This is a genomic window from Achromobacter kerstersii (assembly GCF_902859595.1).
Classification (GTDB): Bacteria; Pseudomonadota; Gammaproteobacteria; order Burkholderiales; family Burkholderiaceae_B; genus Achromobacter; species Achromobacter kerstersii.
Genome location: NZ_CADIJQ010000013.1, coordinates 13,240 through 30,381 on the forward strand (window position 1 = coordinate 13,240; position 17,142 = coordinate 30,381).

Genomic DNA, 17,142 nt, shown 5'->3' on the forward strand with positions numbered 1-17,142 from the left:
TACTTTGGCACGTCGGCAGCGCAATGCTGCTTGCGCGGCACCCGATTACGCGGCCAAGTCCGCTTCTGCGGCATCCAGCAGCAGCGCGTCGATGCGTTGCTTGGCCAGCGTCACGCCTTCCAGCGCGGCCACTTCGCCCATCGCCATGCCTTCAGCGGCGATGAACGTGACGTCGTTCATGCCCAGGAAGCTCAGCATCTGGCGCAGGTACGGCGTCATCGTGTCCGACGGCGTGCCTTCAGCCTTGCCGCCGCGTGCCGTCAACACAAACACCTGTTTACCCTTGACGAGGCCTTCCGGCACGCCTTCGGGCGTATAACGGAACGTGACGCCGGCGCGGGCCAGGTAGTCCAGATAGCTCTTGAACTGGGCCGGCAGGTTGAAGTTGTAGACCGGCACGGCAAACACAATGCGGTCGGCTTCCATCACTTCGGCGACCAGCGTATCGCTAAGTTCAACGATGCGCTGTTGCTCAACGCTGCGAGCATCGGCCGGCGTGAACAGGGCGCCAGCGGTATTGCCATCGAAGTAAGGAATGGGTTGCGCGCCGATGTCGCGCACCTTCACGGCCGCGGCCGGGTTGGCGTTTTTGACGCGCGCAATCAGGTGATCGGCCAATTGCTTGCTGTTGGAACGGTCGCCGAGAATCGAGGAAAGGATAACGAGGGTTTTCATTGCAAATTTCTCCAGGGATGGTCCGCCTTGGGCGGACGGCCAGGATCTGTCAGCGCCACGCCCGATGCTTGAAAGCGTTTTGGACTAGGGCTTGACGCCGAATGGCGTTGGCAGATCCCGAATGCATGGCGTCACTGTAGATCCGTTCATTGTTCGCATAAACCCAGGTATGATGAACTGTTCGTTCCAGGAATAGAACAATCATGCAAGATCTAAACGACCTCTACTATTTCTCTCAAGTCGTCGAGCAAGGCGGCTTCAGCGCTGCGGCCCGCGCGCTGGATATTCCCAAATCCCGATTGTCACGCCGGATTTCTCATCTGGAGGAAAGCCTTGGCGTGCGCCTGCTGCAACGCACGACACGCCGGCTGCGCCTGACATCAGCGGGGGAACGTTATCTGCATTACTGCCGCGAGATGGCGGCCTCCGCGCGTGCTGCGGACGATGCCATGCGGCAATTACAGTCAGAGCCCGCCGGCCCGGTAATCGTGAGTTGCCCCGTATCCATTGCGCAGGACGTGCTGGCGCCGCTGCTGCCGGAATTCCTGGATGCGTGGCCAGCGATATCGGTGCAGTTGCTGGTGACGAACCGGCGCGTGGACCTGATCCGCGAAGGCGTCGACCTGGCGCTGCGCGTGCGCACAAAGCTGGATACCGACGCAGAACTGGTCGTGCGTCATCTGGGCACGGCGCGTGGCACGCTCGTCGCCAGCCCCGGTTATCTGCAACGTCACGGCACGCCCGACACGCCGCAAGATCTGGCGTCGCACACGACGCTGAGCTTTTCTGATCCGCAAAACGAGGTGCGTTGGCCCTTGCGCAACGACAAGGGCGAAGAGGTGCAGATTGAGCTCAAGCCACAACTGTCCTGCAATGACTTCATCGTGCTGACGGAAGCAGCGGTACGCGGCCGGGGCATTGCGCTGCTGCCGTCAATTGCGACGCAAGAGGAATTGCGCCGCGGTCAGCTGGTGCCAGTGCTGCCGCAATGGCAATCACCAGAGGGGATCGTGCATTGCATTTATCCGTCGCGGCGGGGCATGATGCCCGCCGTCCGGACCTTGCTGGATTTTCTGTCGCAACGGCTGCCGTCGATGTACCAACGGCTGGAAAAGGCAGTGGTCCCCGTTGCAGCTGCCGCTCAGTAAACGGTTAGTAACCCCGCGTGCGTTCGACGACACCGGTGATGGCTTCGCCGCGCATCAGCTGCGCAACCTTGCCCGCGATCTGGGCGATGCTTTCGTCACGCAGTGTGCGCGCTGCAATATGCGGCGTGACGTGGACGCGCGGGTCGCGCCAAAACGGGTGATCCTGGGGCAAGGGCTCGGTGTGGAACACATCAAGCGTGGCGCCCGCGATCTCGCCTTCTTCCAGCATCTGCACCAGATCGTCTTCCACCAGATGCTCGCCGCGGCCCACGTTGACCAGGTGCGCATTGGGCAGCAGTTGGGACAGCGTGTCGCGGTTCAGAATGCCACGCGTATCGGGCGTTAGCGGCAGCACATTCACCAGGAAGCGGGTCCGCGCCAGGAACTCCGGCAGCGCGGCTTCGCCAGCAAAGGATTCGACGCCGGGAATATCGCGCGGCGAACGCGACCACCCAGCAACCGGATATCCGAATTCAGCCAGCGTCTGCGCCACACGCGCGCCGACCTGACCCAGCCCCAGCACGCCCACGGGCCAATCCGATTGCGCCGTGCCTTCACGCGTATCCCAATGCTGACGGGCCTGCGCCTGATCGAACGCTTCAAAATCGCGCGACACACGCAACAGCGCATACAAGGCGTACTCGGCCATCTGCACCGACATGCCGGCGTCTTCCAGGCGCACGATGCGCACGTGCTCGGGGATCTCGGGCATCTTCAACAACGCATCAACGCCCGCACCAAGGTTGAACAGGGTCGTGATGCCCGTCTCATGCTTGAAGAGCTCCGCCGGCGGACGCCAGACCAGGGCGACTTCCGCGCCCGAAGGCGGGCCGTCAGGGTTCCATATCGAAATGCGGCAACCGGGCATGGAGGCTTCCAGGCGCGGCACCCAGACGTCGGGATCGTGATGGGGGCAGGCAAAGAGAATGTGCATGGTGTCGGGTTCAGGGCTTTCGGAAACCTCAAGCATGCAGGATGGCGACTCACAAATCAAACGGCCCGGCATGAAGCCGGGCCGTTGCCACGCAAGCGTAAGTACTGCTTGGTAAGTACCGCTTAAACCGTTTGCGGCACTTCAGGCTTGTTCTTGCCTTTGCCCTTGCCGCGGCGCAGGAACGCCCACACTTGCAGCAGGATCAGCAAGGCGCTGGCAGCGATGAACCAGGCGCTGATCGGGCGTTGCACGAACACCGCCAGATCCCCACGCGACAGCAGCAATGCGCGGCGGAAGTTCTCTTCCACCATCGGCCCCAGCACGAAGCCGAGCAAGATGGGGGCCACCGAAAATTCCAGCGTCATCAAGATGGCGCCGATCACACCGAAGGCCAGCACTTCCCAAATCTGGAAGAGGCTGTTCTGCGTGCTGTACACGCCCACCGCGATAAAGAACAACGCGGACGGGAACAGATAGCGGTACGGCACTTGCAGCAGCTTGACCCACACGCCGATCAGCGGCACGTTCAGCACCATCAGCAGCACGTTACCCACCCAGAAGCTGGCGATCAGACCCCAGAAGATGTCCGGATGCTCGGTGATCAGCTGCGGGCCAGGCTGAATGCCCTGGATCAGCAGCGCGCCCAGAATCAGCGCCATCACCGCGTCGCCGGGGATGCCCAGGCTCATCGTGGGGATGAAGTCGACCTGCGTCTTCGAGTGCGACGACGCTTCCGGCGAAGCCACGCCTGCGATCATGCCGGTGCCGAATTTTTCCGGCGTCTTCGAGATCTTGCGTTCCAACGCGTAGGCCACGAACGTGGTGATGGTCGGGCCGGTGCCGGGCATGGCGCCGAACAACGTGCCAACCGCGGTGCCGCGCACCATGGGCCAGAACGCCGTCTTCAATTCCTGCTTCGTCGGCCGCATGTCGCGAATGCGCAGCTTGGCGCCGCTGCCGATGATGGTCATGCGGTTCACGCTCATCAGGAAGTCGGCCACGCCGAACAGACCCATCGAGATCGCCACCAGCTCCAGGCCGTCGGACAAGTCCAGCAGGCCGAACGAGAAACGGATGGTGCCGGTGTTCACGTCCGTGCCCACCACGCCGCACATCAAGCCGAAGAGCGTCATCGCCACGCCCTTGAGCGGCGAGCCGCGCGACATCGTGGCGCCTGCCAGCAAGCCCAGCAACATGATCGAGAAGATCTCGGTCGGGCCGAACTTGAACGCCACTTCGACCAGCAAGGGCGACGCGAAGATCATGACGATGATGCCGACCGATGCCGCGAAGAACGAGCAGATCATCGTGATGCCCAGCGCCGTTCCGCCCTTGCCTTGTTTGGTCAATGGATAACCATCAAGGCAGGTGACCGCGTGCGGCGGATGCGAAGGCAGGTTGAGCAGGATGGCGCCGATGGCGCCGCCGTATTGCGAACCGTAGAAAATACCGGCCAGCATCAGAATGGCAGGCACGGGCTGCATGACGTAGGTTAGCGGCAGCAGAATGGAAATCGCCGACAAGGCGCCCATGCCGGGCAGCACGCCAATGAGGTTACCCACCAGCACGCCAAAGAACGACCACATCAGGTTGTGCCACTGGAACGCGACACCGAAGCCGTACCAAAGGTCCATCAAAGATTGAGAGATCATGGCGCGTCAACCCCAACGAAACAGCGGCAGCTGCAGTTGCAGCGCCCACCAGAAAACGACGACCGCAATCGCGGACATTCCGACCGACAGCAGGATGGCTTGCTTGATGGTGTTCTTGCGGTCACCGAGTGCCGAGATGAACACGATGGCGAACGTCGCCGGCAGCAGGCCGCCGTAATGCCCCAGCAGCAAGAAGGCCAGAATGCCCAGCAAGATGCAGATGCTGCCGCGCATGTCCGGCAAGCCGTGCGGATGGCCTTCGGCCGGTGCGGGCGCCGAAGGCTCGCCCGACCGCGCAGAGACCGCAATCAGCACGCCCGTCAGCGCCAGCAAGCCGCCAAGTGCGGCGGGAAAAAACCCCGGGCCCATGTGGCTCAGCGACCCGATGTGATAGTCGGTGCCGCCGTATATCGCCCCCAACCCGATCAGGACCATCAGCGCGCCGCCGTAGTAGTCCTTTCTGTTGATATTTTTTTGCACTTCCATCCTCCTTCCTGGTGCAGGACCGTGCCGGCCCTTGATGCGGCGCTCGACACGAGCCTCGCCCGGCCCTTTAACAACGAGCCGGAGCGCAGATTACGGAGGGAAGCTGCTAATCCGCTTTCTATGCGCTGTCGCATTCCTGAATTCAGGGGTTATCCCTGAGTGGATGCGGCGTAAGAAAGGGGGAAAAGAGAAAAAAATTTGAAAGCCGGGGGGTGAAAGCGGCGATGTTGCCGGCTTTGATGCCTGCTTTGTGACCTGCTTTGATGCCTGCTTTGTTGCCTGCTTTGTGACCTGCGTCGATGCCTGCTCTGCTGCCTGCTTTGTTGCCTGCTGTGATGCTCGCTTTATTGCTCGCCTTTCAGCTCAACATCAAGCGGCCGCGGGTACTGTGACACGGTGGGCGCCAGCGGCAGCCACAGCACCGACGCCAGGCCGACTCCGCCTTGCGCATTGGGCTCGCCATCGCGCAGTTCAATGTCGCCATCATTTCGGCGCGCATAGGCGCGCGCGATGGCCAACCCCAGACCAGACCCGCTGGAGGTGACGGGTTTATCCGTGCCCACGCGTTCGAAACGGGCGAAGGCGCGACCGCGCAAGTCGGGGTCGAGGCCGGGGCCATTGTCGGACACGGAGACCTCGGCGCGATGCTCCAGCCGGTTGACCGACACGGTGATGCGCGCGCCGACCGGCGCGTAATGAATGGCGTTGTGCACTAGATTGGACAGGGCTTCGTGCAGCTCGGCCTCGTTGCCCGATACCGGCGCGGCCACTTCAAGCCCCGCTTCCGAAACAGCCTGCACCCAACCCAGATCCTGCTGCTTCTCGTGTGCCAGCGGCAAGTACTGAAGCACGACTTCGCGCGACACAGCATTCATGTCGAGCAATTGGCGCGGCAACTGATCCGCCTGGTTGGCGTGCGCCAAGGACAGCAGCTGTTCGGTCAGGCGGCGCGTGCGGCCCAACTGGTCCACGATGGCGCGCAGCCCTTCGCGGGTACGCGCCGGGTCGCGCTCACGCAGCGCGTACTGCGCCTGCGTCAACATGATGGCCAGCGGCGTGCGCAGCTGATGCGACGCGTCCGCCAGAAAATGCGACTGCTCATCCAACACGCGGCGGTAGCGGGCGATGTGGTGATTGACGGCGTCGACCAGCGGCGACACCTCGCTAGGCACGCGCGAGGCGTCCAGCGGCGTCAGATCGTCGGGACGGCGATTGCGGATATCAGCACGCAGGCGGCGCAACGGTTTCAACGCCCACGACACGCCCCACCACACCAGCACCACCACCAGCGCCAGCATTCGCGCATCACGCAGAATTTCCTGGCGCCGCGCATTGTTCTCGGCTTCGATCCGCTTACCCGTGCTTTCCGCCACCACAACCAGCACCTGACGATGCTGGCCCTGGTAATAGAGATCGCGCACCACCGACACGACGCGCACCGGATCGTTGCGATAAACGCCGTCGTAGAAGATGGGTTGGCCGTTGGAACGCGGCCAGGTCGGGGGACGCGGCATTTCGGGCATGCCCAAGAGCGTCTTGCCCTGGTCCGTCGGCACGGGCGAACCGTCCGGCAGCGGGGGATCAATCTGTTCAATGCGGAAATACTTGCGCAGGCCCGCGCGGGATTCCAGCATCACCTGCGCATACAGCGGCGTGGCCACTTGCAAGTTGCCGTCCGGCGTGAATTCGAGGCTGCTTTCCAGCACGCGCGCGGGTTCCACCAAGGCGCTGTCATACGCCTCGTTGGTGATTTCGGCCAGGGTGCGGTAGTCGTTCAGGCTGTCGATGACCAGCAATACCACCACGCCGGGCAGCAGCAGGATGATCAGCAGCGCGCGGATGCCGACGCGCGGCAGCCCCGGAATCCGCAGGCTCACTTAGGATTCCGATTCGGCGGATTCGCTGGCGACACTTTCCAGCATGTAGCCCAATCCGCGCACGGTAACGATGCGCACGTCGCTGCCGGCGAGCTTCTTGCGCAGACGGTGCAGCACGACCTCGATGGCGTCGGGGTTGGCTTCGCTGTCATGCGTGAAGACTTTGCCGAACAATTGTGACTTGTCCACGGGATAGCCACTGCGGGTCAGCAACGCTGCCAGCGCGGCATGCTCGCGGGGCGTCAGGAACAGCAAGGAACCGTCCAGCGTGAAGGCGCGGCTTTCGCTGTCGTACGAGAGCGAGCCGCATTGCAGGCGCGGATGCTGGCGGCCACGGCTGCGGCGCACCAACGCGGTCAGCCGCGCTTCCAGTTCTTCCAACGCGAAAGGCTTGGTCAGGAAATCGTCCGCGCCCAGATTCAGGCCACGGACCCGATCCTGCAATGCGCCCTGGGCCGTCAACAACAGCACGGGCGTGCGGTCGTCGCGGTTGCGCATTTCACGCAAGACGACCAGCCCGTGCTTGTCGGGCAGGCGCAGGTCCATGACGATGGCGTCATATTCCGTGCCTGCCATGAATGCCTCGGCCGTGCGGGCGTCTGCCGCATGGTCCGGCACAAACCCGCTCTGGGCGAGCGCGCGCATCAACCAGGACGCCATGTCCCGTTCGTCTTCAACCAACAATATGCGCATGACCGTCCGTTCCTTCGGGCAAATTCTCTGCTGCCCGCTGCCCATGCACGCGCTGGCGCAGGTAGCGGGTTTCGTGATGACGCCGAAAGAGGATCGCCGACAACTCGTTCAACGCCTGGGTATAGACGTCACGCTTGAACTCGATCACGGCGTCCAGGGGCACCCAATACTGGCTCCAGCGCCAGGCATCGAATTCCGGATGCTGCGTCGCGCGCAAGCACACATCACTGTCACGTCCTACCAGGCGCAACAAGAACCAAATCTGTTTTTGTCCTTTATAGTGGCCACGCCACTCACGCCGGACGAAGTGATCGGGCACGTTATAACGTAACCAATCGCGTGTACGCCCCAAAATACGGACATGCTCGGGCTTCAAGCCCACCTCTTCATGGAGTTCGCGATACATGGCCTGCACCGGGCTTTCGCCATATTTGATGCCGCCCTGGGGGAACTGCCATGCATGTTCCCTGATACGCTTGCCCCAAAAGACCTCGTTTCGACTGTTGACGAGAATGATGCCGACATTGGGGCGGTAGCCTTCGCGGTCAAGCATGGGCCACCCCCACCGAATTCAATACAATTACAGTCGATTATACGTATCTGCTGCCACCTTTAAACATGCGCGCATCCAACTACCACATCAACACCCTCAAAGAAGCCCCTTCCGAAGCCGAAGTCGCCAGCCACCAGCTGATGACCCGGGCCGGGATGATCCGCAAACTCGCGGGCGGCATCTACACCTACATGCCCCTGGGCCTGAAGATCATCCGCAAGGTCGAGGCTATCGTCCGCGAGGAAATGAACGCCTCGGGCGCCATCGAGCTGCTGATGCCGGTGGTGCAACCCGCCGAACTCTGGCAGGAATCGGGCCGCTGGGAGCAGTACGGCGCTGAACTGCTGCGCATCAAAGACCGCCATCAGCGCGACTTCGTGCTGCAGCCCACGTCCGAGGAAGTCATCACGGACATCGCGCGCAACGAAATCCACAGCTATCGCCAGCTGCCGCTGAATTTCTATCACATTCAGACCAAGTTCCGTGACGAACGCCGTCCGCGCTTCGGCCTGATGCGTGGCCGCGAATTCACCATGAAGGACGCCTACTCCTTCGACCGTGACGAAGCGGGCGCGCTCAAGAGCTACGACAACATGTACGCCGCGTACATGCGGATTTTCAGCCGTCTGGGCCTGGAATTCCGCGCCGTTGCGGCCGATACGGGCTCCATTGGCGGCACGCGCAGCCATGAATTCCAGGTTATCGCCGACACCGGCGAAGATCTGCTGGTCTACAACGCCGACACCGACTACGCCGCCAACATCGAGCTGGCCGAAGCCGTGGCGCTGTACCCGACCCGCGGTGACGCCACCCAAGCCATGGCCGAGGTCGCCACCCCGGGCGCGGCCAAGTGCGAAGACGTGGCCAAGCTGCTGGGCCTGCCGCTGGAAAAGACGATCAAGTCGATCGTCCTGGCCACCGACGGCGACAAGGGCAAAGTCGACATCTGGCTGCTGCTCTTGCGCGGCGACCACGAACTGAACGAGATCAAGACGGGCAAGCTGCCGGGCCTGGCGGGCTTCCGCTTCGCCACCGAAAGCGAGATCGTCGAGTATTTCGGTTGCAAGCCCGGCTACCTGGGTCCGGTCAAGACGGCCAAGCCGGTGCACGTGATTGCCGACCGTACGGTTGCCAACATGGCTGATTTCGTCTGCGGCGCGAACAAAGAAGATTTCCACATCCAGGGCGTAAACTGGGGCCGCGACCTGCCCGAGCCCGAGCTCGTGGCCGATCTGCGCAACGTGGTCGCGGGCGACCCGTCGCCGGATGGCAAGGGCACGCTTTCCATCCAGCGCGGCATCGAAGTAGGACACGTTTTCTACCTGGGCAAGAAGTACTCCGAAGCCCTGAAAGCCACCTTCCTGGACGAAACCGGCAAGCCGGCCACACTGGAAATGGGCTGCTACGGCATCGGCGTGACCCGTATCGTGGGCGCCGCCATCGAGCAGAACCACGACGCCCGCGGCATCATCTGGCCCCGCGCCATTGCCCCGTTCGAAGTGGTAATTTGCCCGGTGGGCTGGGGCAAAAGTGAAACGGTGCGTGACACTGCCCTGAAGCTCTATGAATCGCTGCTGGCGCGCGGCGTGGACGTCATTCTGGACGACCGCGATGCCCGCCCCGGCGTCATGTTTGCCGAGTGGGAACTGATTGGCGCCCCGCTGCGTGTAACAGTTGGAGAACGCGGCCTGAACGATGGTGTGGTGGAATTGCAAGCGCGTCGGGAAACCGAAGCGGCCAAGATTCCGGTAGAGTCCGCGCTTGAAGCGGTGCTGACGAAACTCGACACCCTTTAAACCCCATAGTAGCTACGGACTTCCCGCGTCCCGACCCCGCTTCATTGCCTATCCGTACCGTGACCGATCCGAAGTCTGCCGAATCCCTCCTGCAAGTCCGTGTCTATTACGAAGACACGGATGCGGGCGGGGTGGTTTTCTACGCTAACTACTTGAAATTCCTGGAACGCGCACGCACCGAGTGGCTGCGCAACCTGGGAGTCAACCAGTCCAGCCTGGCCGCCAGCGAACAACGCTTATTTGTTGTCCGCTCCTTGGACATGTCTTACCGGAAACCGGCCAAGCTAGACGATTTGCTTACCATACGCAGCCGAATCACCAAACTCGGCCGCGCTTCGATACACTTCGCGCAGCGCGCGGAACGCGACGGGGAACTGCTTGCCGAAGGCAACATCCAAGTCTGCTGTGTCGACGCCATTCACATGCGGCCGGCGGAGTTGCCGGCTGACGTTCGCGCAAAACTGGAATTCATTCAGGAATAACCATGCAAGTCACCAACGACATGTCGTTGCTTTCGCTGATTTCGCACGCCAGCGTGCCGGTCCAGCTGATCATGCTGATGCTGTTGGGCATTTCGATCATGTCCTGGACCTATATTTTCGCCAAACGCCTGGCCATCAAGCGCGCGCATACCCAGACGCGCCGCTTTGAAGACGACTTCTGGTCGGGCGGCGACCTGTCCATGCTGCAACAGGCCGTGGCCTCGCGCCGCGATGAACAGGGCGCCCTCGCCCGCATCTTCGATGCCGGCATGACCGAATTCCTGAAGGCCCGCCGCGGTAACTCCGCCGGTGACGCCACCGCCCTGCTCGACGGCCCGCGCCGCGCCATGCGCGCCGCCTACCAGCGCGAAATGGATTCGCTGGAATCGCACCTGAACTTCCTGGCTTCGGCCGGTTCGGTGTCGCCGTACATCGGCCTGCTGGGTACGGTCTGGGGCATCATGCACGCCTTCATCGGCCTGTCGAACATGCAGCAAGCCACGCTGGCTTCGGTGGCCCCCGGTATCGCGGAAGCGCTGATCGCTACCGCCATCGGCCTGTTCGCCGCCATCCCCGCCGTGGTCGCCTACAACCGCTTCACGAATGACATCGACCGCATCTCGATCCGTTTCGACAGCTTCGTCGATGAATTCCTGAACATTCTGCAACGGCAGGTGCGCTAATGCCCTCGGTAAGCTCACGCGGCAGGTCCGGCCGCCGCATGAAGGCCGACATCAATGTGGTGCCGTACATCGACGTGATGCTGGTGCTGCTGGTCATCTTCATGGTGACCGCGCCCCTGATCACGCCGGGCCTGATCCAGTTGCCCTCGGTCGGGGCGGCCTCGGACGTGCCCGTGAAGCCGCTGGAAGTCCAGATTTCGGAAGATGGCAAGATCGCCCTGCGCATGCGCGAACCCGGCGCAACCCTGCAGGACATCGCGCGCCCCGAACTGGTGGCGCAAGTGCGTTCGCGTATTACCGCGGAAACGCCGGTGGTCATCGCCGCCGACGGCAAGGTGCCCTACGAGACGGTCGTGAAGGTGATGGACGAACTGCGCACCAACGGCATCACCCGCCTGGGCCTGCTGGTGGATCAGTCCGCCGCCGGTTCCTCCCAGCCCGCATCCGCGAAAAAACGCTAACGTGCCGCCTTCCGCCGGCATGTCCGGCACGCAACGCCCATGACGCCACCCATAATTCGACACCGCAGCGGCCCACCCGCCACCCCGCCTAACAACGACAACCGGAATGCGCTCATTCTGGCTGTGGCGGTGCACTTGCTGCTGCTGGTCGCCTTGATCTTTGGCGTGAACTGGCGCACGGAGGCCCCCGGCCCCGTCGAGGTCCAACTCTGGGCTGACGGCAATTCGCCCGTCGCCCCGCCGCCCACGCCCCAACCCGAACCGCCCAAGCCGCAACCCAAGCCCGAGCCGCAGCCGGAGCCTGAAAAGGCGCCCGAGCCGCCGCCACCGCCTCCTCCCCCTCCTCCGCCCAAGCCTGAACCCCAGGTTCAGCCGAAGACCGAGGAAGTGGACCCCGAGATCGCCATTCAGGAAGCCAAGAAGAAGCGCGAGCAGGAAGAGAAGGCTCGCCAGGCAGCGGAAGCCAAGGAAAAGGCGCGCCTCGAAGAGGAACGCAAGCAGGCTGAACTGAAAGAGAAGAAGCGCCTGGAGCAAGAACGCCAGGCTGCGGAAAAGGCTGCCGCCGAGAAAGCGGCCGAGAAGGCTGCGGCTGAAAAGGCCGCTGCTGACAAGGCTGCCGCCGAGAAGGCCGCTGCCGACAAGGCCGCTGCTGAAAAGAAGGCCAAGGACGACGCCGCCAAGAAGGCTGCCGCTGAAAAGGCGGCTACCGAAAAGGCGGCGGCAGAGAAGGCCGCTGCGGAGAAGGCTGCTGCTGAAAAAGCGGCCGCCGAGAAGGCCGCTGCCGCGAAGAAGGCGGCTGCCGACAAGGCGTTGAAGGACGCATTCCGCAACGACGCCCTGGGCGCAGCCGGCATCCCCGGCGGCACGGCTGACCGCAATCAGGCGGGCGGTGGACGCGATAACGGCTATGCCGCAAAGGTGCGCGCTTGCATCCTGCCGGGCGTGGCATATCAGCCTCCGCCCCGGGCCGGCAGCACCAATCCGACGGCACAATACCGGGTACAGTTAGGCACTGACGGGAAGGTGAACGGCGTGTCGCTGACCGAATCGTCGGGCAATCCGGCATTCGACCGCGCGGTCGAAACCGGCATCCGCCGTTGCAACCCCTTCCCGAAGCCCTCCACGGGCGGCTACGACAAGTTCATTGACGTAGTGCACAAAATGTATGATTGACAGGAGATTGATGAATATGACTCCCGCTTATAGCCGACGAGGTTCGCTCCTCGCTCTCTGGCGATCGTATGGGCTCGGCTTGCTGATGCTCGCGCTCTGCCTGATGGCAGTGAAACCCGCCCATGCGCAATTGCGTGTTGATATTTCTGGCACTGGCGCGACGCAGTATCCCGTCGCCATCGCCGATTTCGCCGTTGATGACACCCACGGCCGCGCCCTGGCCGAAGTGATCCGCGCTGACTTGACCCGCACGGGCCAGTTCCGCCTGATCAACGCCGCCGGCTCCGGCCTGAACGTCGACTCCCCCATCGCCCATGACGATTGGCGCGGTAAAGGCGCCGACTTCCTGGCTTACGGCAGCATCACCCGTGGCGCCGATGGCCGCTACGACGTGCGCTACCGCTTGGCCGACACGGTCAAGAAGGGCCAACTGGATGGCGTGGCGTTCTCTGGCACCGAGCAAGAACTGCGCCGCGTTGCCCACCAGATTGCTGACCGCATCTACGAGAAGATCACCGGCGTTCGCGGCGTGTTCTCGACGCGCATCGCCTACGTGCTGAAGAAGGGCGCGACCTACGAACTGCAAGTGGCCGACGCTGACGGGCAAAACCCGCAAGTGGCCCTGCGTTCGCGCGAGCCCATCATTTCGCCGTCCTGGTCGCCCGATGGCGCCAAGCTGGCCTACGTGAGCTTCGAGTCCGGCAAGCCGGTTGTCTACGTGCACACATTGGCCACCAGCGCCCGCGTTCCCGTTGCCAACTTCAAGGGCAACAACAGCGCCCCCGCCTGGTCGCCCGATGGCTCCAAGCTTGCCGTGGCGTTGACGCGTGATGGTTTGTCGCAAATTTACATCGTTGGCGCGTCCGACGGGTCGAATCCCACGCGAGTTACGCGTTCTCCCGGGATTGACACCGAACCGACCTTTACGCCAGACGGTGCTTCCATTATCTTTACGAGTGACCGCAGCGGCGGGCCGCAAATCTACCAGACCGGCTCGACAGGTGGCGACGCACGCCGCCTCACGTTTAATGGTGGTTACAACATATCACCCCGAATTTCCCCCGATGGATCGACGCTGCTGTACGTTGCAAGACGCGACGGCGCGTTTCGAATCGCGTCGTTGAACCTGTCCTCAGGCTCCGAATCCTTGATCACTGATGGTCGTGACGATCAGTCGCCAAGTTTCGCGCCGAATGGCATGCAAGTCCTTTACGCCGCTATCCAAAATGGCCGTAGCGTACTTGCGGGTGTCTCGAGCGATGGCCGCGTACGGCAGACGCTTTCGGTACTGAACGGGGAAATACGTGAACCGACTTGGGGCCCATTTACCCGATAACACGTGTGACTCTCTTTGCAAAGGAACTATCATGAAGTCGCGCATTGCCAAAAGCCTGACCATTGCCGCTCTGGCTGCCACGCTGGCAGCTTGCAGCTCCGTCCCTCTCGACGATAAAGCGGGTCAGGGCGGAGGCGCTGGCCAAGGATCTTCGGCCTCTGGCCAAATCCTTGATCCCTTTAACCCCCAAAGCATCCTGGCGCAACAGCGCTCGGTGTACTTTGATTTCGACAGCTACACCGTGTCGGACCAGTACCGCGGCTTGGTCGAAACCCACGCCCGCTACCTGGCTTCGCACCAGCAGCAGAAGGTCAAGATCGAAGGCAACACCGACGAACGCGGCGGTGCTGAGTACAACCTGGCCCTGGGCCAGCGTCGTGCAGACGCCGTGCGTCGCATGATGACCCTGCTGGGCGTCAGCGACAACCAGATCGAAACCATCAGCTTCGGTAAAGAAAAGCCGAAGTCGACGGGTACGTCGGAAGCCGACTTTGCTGAAAACCGCCGCGCCGATATCAACTATCTGCGTTAAGCTTTTCGCTTAGTCCAAGAGCCCTACCACGCGTCGGGACGGTCAGCCGGCCGTCCCGACGTTTGTTTTTATACCCGGGAATATTCATGCGCGATAACGTTCTGTCTCTGCGTCCTCTGATGGTGGCCACTGGCCTGGTGCTTGCGGCCCTGACGGCGCCCGCTCACGCTTTTTCCGATGACGAGGCTCGTAAGGCCATTCTGGATTTGCGTCAGCAGGTTCAGCAGCAGAACGAGCAAAGCCAGCGCGCCAAGCTGCAATTGGCCGACCAGATTCAATCCCTGCAACAGGAAGTCGCCCAATTGCGCGACCAGCTGGAACTGGTGTCCCGCCAACAGCCCAGCGCCAAGCCGGGCGCACCCAGCGGCACGAACCCGCCGGGCACCGCTGCCGGCGACCCGCAAGAACAAGCCGCCTATGACGGCGCCATGGACCTGTTCCGCAAAGGCCAGTACAAGGACGCCGCCGAATCGCTGGCCGCCTTTACCGCCCTCTACCCGAACAGCCAGCTGGCCCCCAGCGCGCAGTTCTACCTGGGCAGCAGCCGCTACGGCATGAAGGACTTCAAGGGCGCCATCGAACAGCTGACCGCCATGGTGCAGAAGTCGCCCGACAACGCGCGCGCGCCGGACGCCCTGCTGATCATCGCCGGCGGCCAGATCGAACTGAACAACCGCGCCGGCGCCAAGGCGTCGCTGCAGCGCATCGTTCGCGACTACCCGAACTCGCCCGCGGCAAGCACGGCCAAGAGCCGCCTGCAACTGCTGCAGTAATGCGCCACGCCGCTAGCGCGGTCAGCGCGTACCGGCACATCCTGCGCCGCCGCGCAGGGCTTATCGCCCTGCTGCTGGCGGCGATTTTCATGGCGCTGCTGATCGACTTCACCATCGGCCCAACGGGCCTGCCTTGGCGCGAGCTGTGGCGAACGTTGAGCGCCCCGGAAGCCGCCGACGCCACCTACCGCGTCATCGTGTGGGACATCCGACTGCCTTCCGCCTTGATGGCCGCGCTGGTCGGCATGGCCTTGGGGCTGGCAGGCGCCGAAATGCAGACCATCCTGAACAACCCGCTGGCCAGCCCCTACACGCTGGGCGTGTCGTCGGCCGCCGCCTTGGGCGCGTCGCTGGCGATCGTCTTGCAATTTGGCATTCCAGGCGTGCCCAGCGGTTGGCTGATCGGGGGCAACGCCTTCGTCTTTGCAATCGGGGCGGCATTGTTGCTGGACACCGTCGCCCGATGGAGCGGCATGAACACGTCGGGCGTCGTGCTGTTCGGCATTGCCATGGTGTTCACGTTCAACGCACTGGTGTCGCTGGTGCAGTTCCTGGCCAGCGCGGAAGCGTTGCAGAGCCTGGTGTTCTGGACCATGGGCAGCCTGGCGCGGTCCAGCTGGACGAGCGTGGGCGTGATGGTGACGGCAATCGTGCTGACGCTGCCGGTGGCGATGCGCCAATCCTGGAAGCTGACCGCGCTGCGCTTGGGCGAAGACCGCGCCGCCAGTTTCGGCGTGGACGTGCGCCGGGTGCGTGTCGCGGCGCTGGCGCGCGTCAGCCTGCTGTCGGCGCTGGCCGTGGCTTTTGTCGGCACGATTGGTTTCATCGGATTGGTGGCCCCGCACATTGCGCGCCGCCTGTTCGGTGAAGACCATCGTTTTTATCTGCCGGGCAGCGCGCTGGTGGGCGCGCTGATTTTGTCACTGGCTTCCGTCGTCTCGAAAAATCTGCTGCCAGATGTGGTCGTGCCAGTGGGCATCGTGACGGCGTTGGTCGGCATTCCCTTTTTCGTGGCGGTGGTGCTGCGCCGGCAACTGCCATGACGCGCGGAGCCCCCCTGGATATCGATCAACTAAGCGCGGGCTATGGCCGCGAGGACGTGTTGCACGCGCTATCGATTCCGGCCTTGGCGGCGGGGGAAGTCACCGCCCTGCTCGGCCCGAACGGCAGCGGCAAATCCACCTTGCTCAAGGCGCTGGCCGGGCTCGTTCGTACCCGCCACGGGCGCGTCTTGCTGAACGGCCAAGACTTGAACCGGCTGGGCGTCGGTGAACGCGCCCAGCACATGGTTTATCTGCCGCAGAGCCTGCCGGCCGCCGTGCACCTGCGCGTCTTTGAATCGGTGCTGGTCGCGGCCAATGCCAGCCACAACGCGTTGGCGCCCCCCGTGGACATGGCCGCTATCGAGCGGCTGCTGGATCGGCTGGGCATCGCGCACTTGGCGATGCATTACCTGGATGCGCTGTCTGGCGGACAGAAGCAGTTGGTCGGGCTGGCGCAAGCGCTGATCCGCCATCCGCGCGTGCTGCTGCTGGACGAACCCCTGTCTGCCCTGGACTTGAATTACCAATTCCACGTGATGCGCCTGCTGAAGCAGGAAACGCAGGAACACGGGCTGATCAGCGTCATCGTGCTGCACGACTTGAACGTGGCCTTACAGCACGCCGACCGCGCCGTGATGATTCAGGCAGGCCGGCTGCACGCGCAAGGCAAGCCGGCGGACGTCATCACGCCTGCATCGCTTGCGGCCGTGTATGGCGTGCAAGCGCGGGTCGAGGCCTGCTCGCGAGGCTTGCGGCAAGTGCTGATCGACGGGCTGGACGAGCACCCGCGCTGAAGCAGGCGCCCCACAGGCGCTGGGACCCGCGTGCTGGCTCAGTCGCAGAAA

18 protein-coding genes are annotated in these 17,142 nt (G+C 63.1%); 11 read left to right on the top strand and 7 right to left on the bottom strand.

The window, feature by feature from the left end:
- Positions 1–45 precede the first annotated feature (45 nt).
- Positions 46–675 carry an FMN-dependent NADH-azoreductase gene (locus HV765_RS27630; RefSeq protein ID WP_175171621.1) on the bottom strand — a complete coding sequence of 210 codons (630 nt, stop codon included), beginning with the start codon at positions 673–675 and terminating at the stop codon, positions 46–48.
- A 203-nt stretch (positions 676–878) separates the two neighbouring features.
- Between HV765_RS27630 and HV765_RS27635 the strand changes: the two genes are divergently transcribed.
- Positions 879–1,823: a LysR family transcriptional regulator gene (locus HV765_RS27635; RefSeq protein ID WP_054427358.1), complete on the top strand. Its 945-nt coding sequence runs from the start codon at positions 879–881 to the stop codon at positions 1,821–1,823.
- 4 nt (positions 1,824–1,827) lie between these two features.
- Here HV765_RS27635 and HV765_RS27640 read toward each other — a convergent pair whose 3' ends face one another.
- The 6 genes from HV765_RS27640 to HV765_RS27665 all read right to left on the bottom strand — a co-directional run bounded on the left by HV765_RS27640 (position 1,828) and on the right by HV765_RS27665 (position 8,018).
- The gene (locus HV765_RS27640; protein WP_175171666.1) at positions 1,828–2,757 is read right to left on the bottom strand and encodes a 2-hydroxyacid dehydrogenase; all 930 of its coding nucleotides are present in this window, start codon (positions 2,755–2,757) and stop codon (positions 1,828–1,830) included.
- A gap of 122 nt (positions 2,758–2,879) precedes the next feature.
- A complete protein-coding gene (locus HV765_RS27645) occupies positions 2,880–4,409 on the bottom strand; it encodes a tripartite tricarboxylate transporter permease (RefSeq protein WP_175171622.1) in 1,530 nt (509 codons plus the stop codon).
- Between the two features lie 6 nt (positions 4,410–4,415).
- Positions 4,416–4,895 carry a tripartite tricarboxylate transporter TctB family protein gene (locus tag HV765_RS27650; RefSeq protein ID WP_175171623.1) on the bottom strand — a complete coding sequence of 160 codons (480 nt, stop codon included), beginning with the start codon at positions 4,893–4,895 and terminating at the stop codon, positions 4,416–4,418.
- A gap of 344 nt (positions 4,896–5,239) precedes the next feature.
- The gene (locus tag HV765_RS27655) at positions 5,240–6,772 is read right to left on the bottom strand and encodes a sensor histidine kinase (protein WP_245636468.1); all 1,533 of its coding nucleotides are present in this window, start codon (positions 6,770–6,772) and stop codon (positions 5,240–5,242) included.
- Entirely contained in the window at positions 6,773–7,465 is a 693-nt protein-coding gene (locus HV765_RS27660; protein ID WP_054427356.1) for a response regulator, read from the bottom strand.
- Positions 7,446–8,018 (bottom strand): RNA pyrophosphohydrolase, encoded by a 573-nt coding sequence (locus HV765_RS27665; protein WP_006217428.1) that lies wholly within the window; start codon positions 8,016–8,018, stop codon positions 7,446–7,448. Before HV765_RS27665 ends, HV765_RS27660 begins: the two co-directional genes overlap by 20 nt.
- Positions 8,019–8,083: 65 nt before the next feature.
- Here HV765_RS27665 and HV765_RS27670 point away from each other — a divergent pair, with 65 nt between their 5' ends.
- The 10 genes from HV765_RS27670 (at position 8,084) to HV765_RS27715 (ending at position 17,091) form a co-directional block, all read left to right on the top strand.
- On the top strand, positions 8,084–9,814 hold the full coding sequence (locus tag HV765_RS27670) for a proline--tRNA ligase (protein WP_175171624.1): 1,731 nt from the start codon (positions 8,084–8,086) through the stop codon (positions 9,812–9,814).
- A 59-nt stretch (positions 9,815–9,873) separates the two neighbouring features.
- Positions 9,874–10,296, top strand: a complete 423-nt coding sequence (gene ybgC / locus HV765_RS27675; RefSeq protein WP_054427354.1) for a tol-pal system-associated acyl-CoA thioesterase — start codon at positions 9,874–9,876, stop codon at positions 10,294–10,296.
- Between the two features lie 2 nt (positions 10,297–10,298).
- On the top strand, positions 10,299–10,979 hold the full coding sequence (gene tolQ, locus HV765_RS27680) for a protein TolQ (protein WP_054427353.1): 681 nt from the start codon (positions 10,299–10,301) through the stop codon (positions 10,977–10,979).
- Positions 10,979–11,440, top strand: coding sequence for an ExbD/TolR family protein (locus tag HV765_RS27685; RefSeq protein WP_054427352.1), 462 nt, complete (start codon positions 10,979–10,981; stop codon positions 11,438–11,440). Before tolQ ends, HV765_RS27685 begins: the two co-directional genes overlap by 1 nt.
- A gap of 39 nt (positions 11,441–11,479) precedes the next feature.
- Entirely contained in the window at positions 11,480–12,613 is a 1,134-nt protein-coding gene (tolA, locus tag HV765_RS27690) for a cell envelope integrity protein TolA (protein WP_054427351.1), read from the top strand.
- A gap of 16 nt (positions 12,614–12,629) precedes the next feature.
- Positions 12,630–13,949, top strand: coding sequence for a Tol-Pal system beta propeller repeat protein TolB (gene tolB / locus HV765_RS27695; protein WP_054427381.1), 1,320 nt, complete (start codon positions 12,630–12,632; stop codon positions 13,947–13,949).
- A gap of 31 nt (positions 13,950–13,980) precedes the next feature.
- On the top strand, positions 13,981–14,481 hold the full coding sequence (pal, locus tag HV765_RS27700; RefSeq protein WP_006217420.1) for a peptidoglycan-associated lipoprotein Pal: 501 nt from the start codon (positions 13,981–13,983) through the stop codon (positions 14,479–14,481).
- 86 nt (positions 14,482–14,567) lie between these two features.
- Entirely contained in the window at positions 14,568–15,254 is a 687-nt protein-coding gene (ybgF, locus tag HV765_RS27705) for a tol-pal system protein YbgF (protein WP_054427350.1), read from the top strand.
- On the top strand, positions 15,254–16,297 hold the full coding sequence (locus HV765_RS27710) for a FecCD family ABC transporter permease (protein ID WP_054427349.1): 1,044 nt from the start codon (positions 15,254–15,256) through the stop codon (positions 16,295–16,297). Before ybgF ends, HV765_RS27710 begins: the two co-directional genes overlap by 1 nt.
- Positions 16,294–17,091, top strand: a complete 798-nt coding sequence (locus HV765_RS27715; RefSeq protein WP_175171625.1) for an ABC transporter ATP-binding protein — start codon at positions 16,294–16,296, stop codon at positions 17,089–17,091. Before HV765_RS27710 ends, HV765_RS27715 begins: the two co-directional genes overlap by 4 nt.
- The last annotated feature ends 51 nt before the right edge of the window (positions 17,092–17,142 follow it).

Coding starts and splice junctions, on each gene's coding strand:
- HV765_RS27685 (WP_054427352.1), top strand. CDS start 10,979: ATGCCCTCGGTAAGCTCACGCGGCAGGTCCGGCCGCCGCATGAAGGCC.
- HV765_RS27645 (WP_175171622.1), bottom strand. CDS start 4,409: ATGATCTCTCAATCTTTGATGGACCTTTGGTACGGCTTCGGTGTCGCG.
- tolB (WP_054427381.1), top strand. CDS start 12,630: ATGACTCCCGCTTATAGCCGACGAGGTTCGCTCCTCGCTCTCTGGCGA.
- HV765_RS27710 (WP_054427349.1), top strand. CDS start 15,254: ATGCGCCACGCCGCTAGCGCGGTCAGCGCGTACCGGCACATCCTGCGC.
- pal (WP_006217420.1), top strand. CDS start 13,981: ATGAAGTCGCGCATTGCCAAAAGCCTGACCATTGCCGCTCTGGCTGCC.
- HV765_RS27665 (WP_006217428.1), bottom strand. CDS start 8,018: ATGCTTGACCGCGAAGGCTACCGCCCCAATGTCGGCATCATTCTCGTC.
- HV765_RS27635 (WP_054427358.1), top strand. CDS start 879: ATGCAAGATCTAAACGACCTCTACTATTTCTCTCAAGTCGTCGAGCAA.
- HV765_RS27650 (WP_175171623.1), bottom strand. CDS start 4,895: ATGGAAGTGCAAAAAAATATCAACAGAAAGGACTACTACGGCGGCGCG.
- ybgF (WP_054427350.1), top strand. CDS start 14,568: ATGCGCGATAACGTTCTGTCTCTGCGTCCTCTGATGGTGGCCACTGGC.
- tolQ (WP_054427353.1), top strand. CDS start 10,299: ATGCAAGTCACCAACGACATGTCGTTGCTTTCGCTGATTTCGCACGCC.
- HV765_RS27640 (WP_175171666.1), bottom strand. CDS start 2,757: ATGCACATTCTCTTTGCCTGCCCCCATCACGATCCCGACGTCTGGGTG.
- HV765_RS27670 (WP_175171624.1), top strand. CDS start 8,084: ATGCGCGCATCCAACTACCACATCAACACCCTCAAAGAAGCCCCTTCC.
- HV765_RS27660 (WP_054427356.1), bottom strand. CDS start 7,465: ATGCGCATATTGTTGGTTGAAGACGAACGGGACATGGCGTCCTGGTTG.
- HV765_RS27715 (WP_175171625.1), top strand. CDS start 16,294: ATGACGCGCGGAGCCCCCCTGGATATCGATCAACTAAGCGCGGGCTAT.
- tolA (WP_054427351.1), top strand. CDS start 11,480: ATGACGCCACCCATAATTCGACACCGCAGCGGCCCACCCGCCACCCCG.
- HV765_RS27630 (WP_175171621.1), bottom strand. CDS start 675: ATGAAAACCCTCGTTATCCTTTCCTCGATTCTCGGCGACCGTTCCAAC.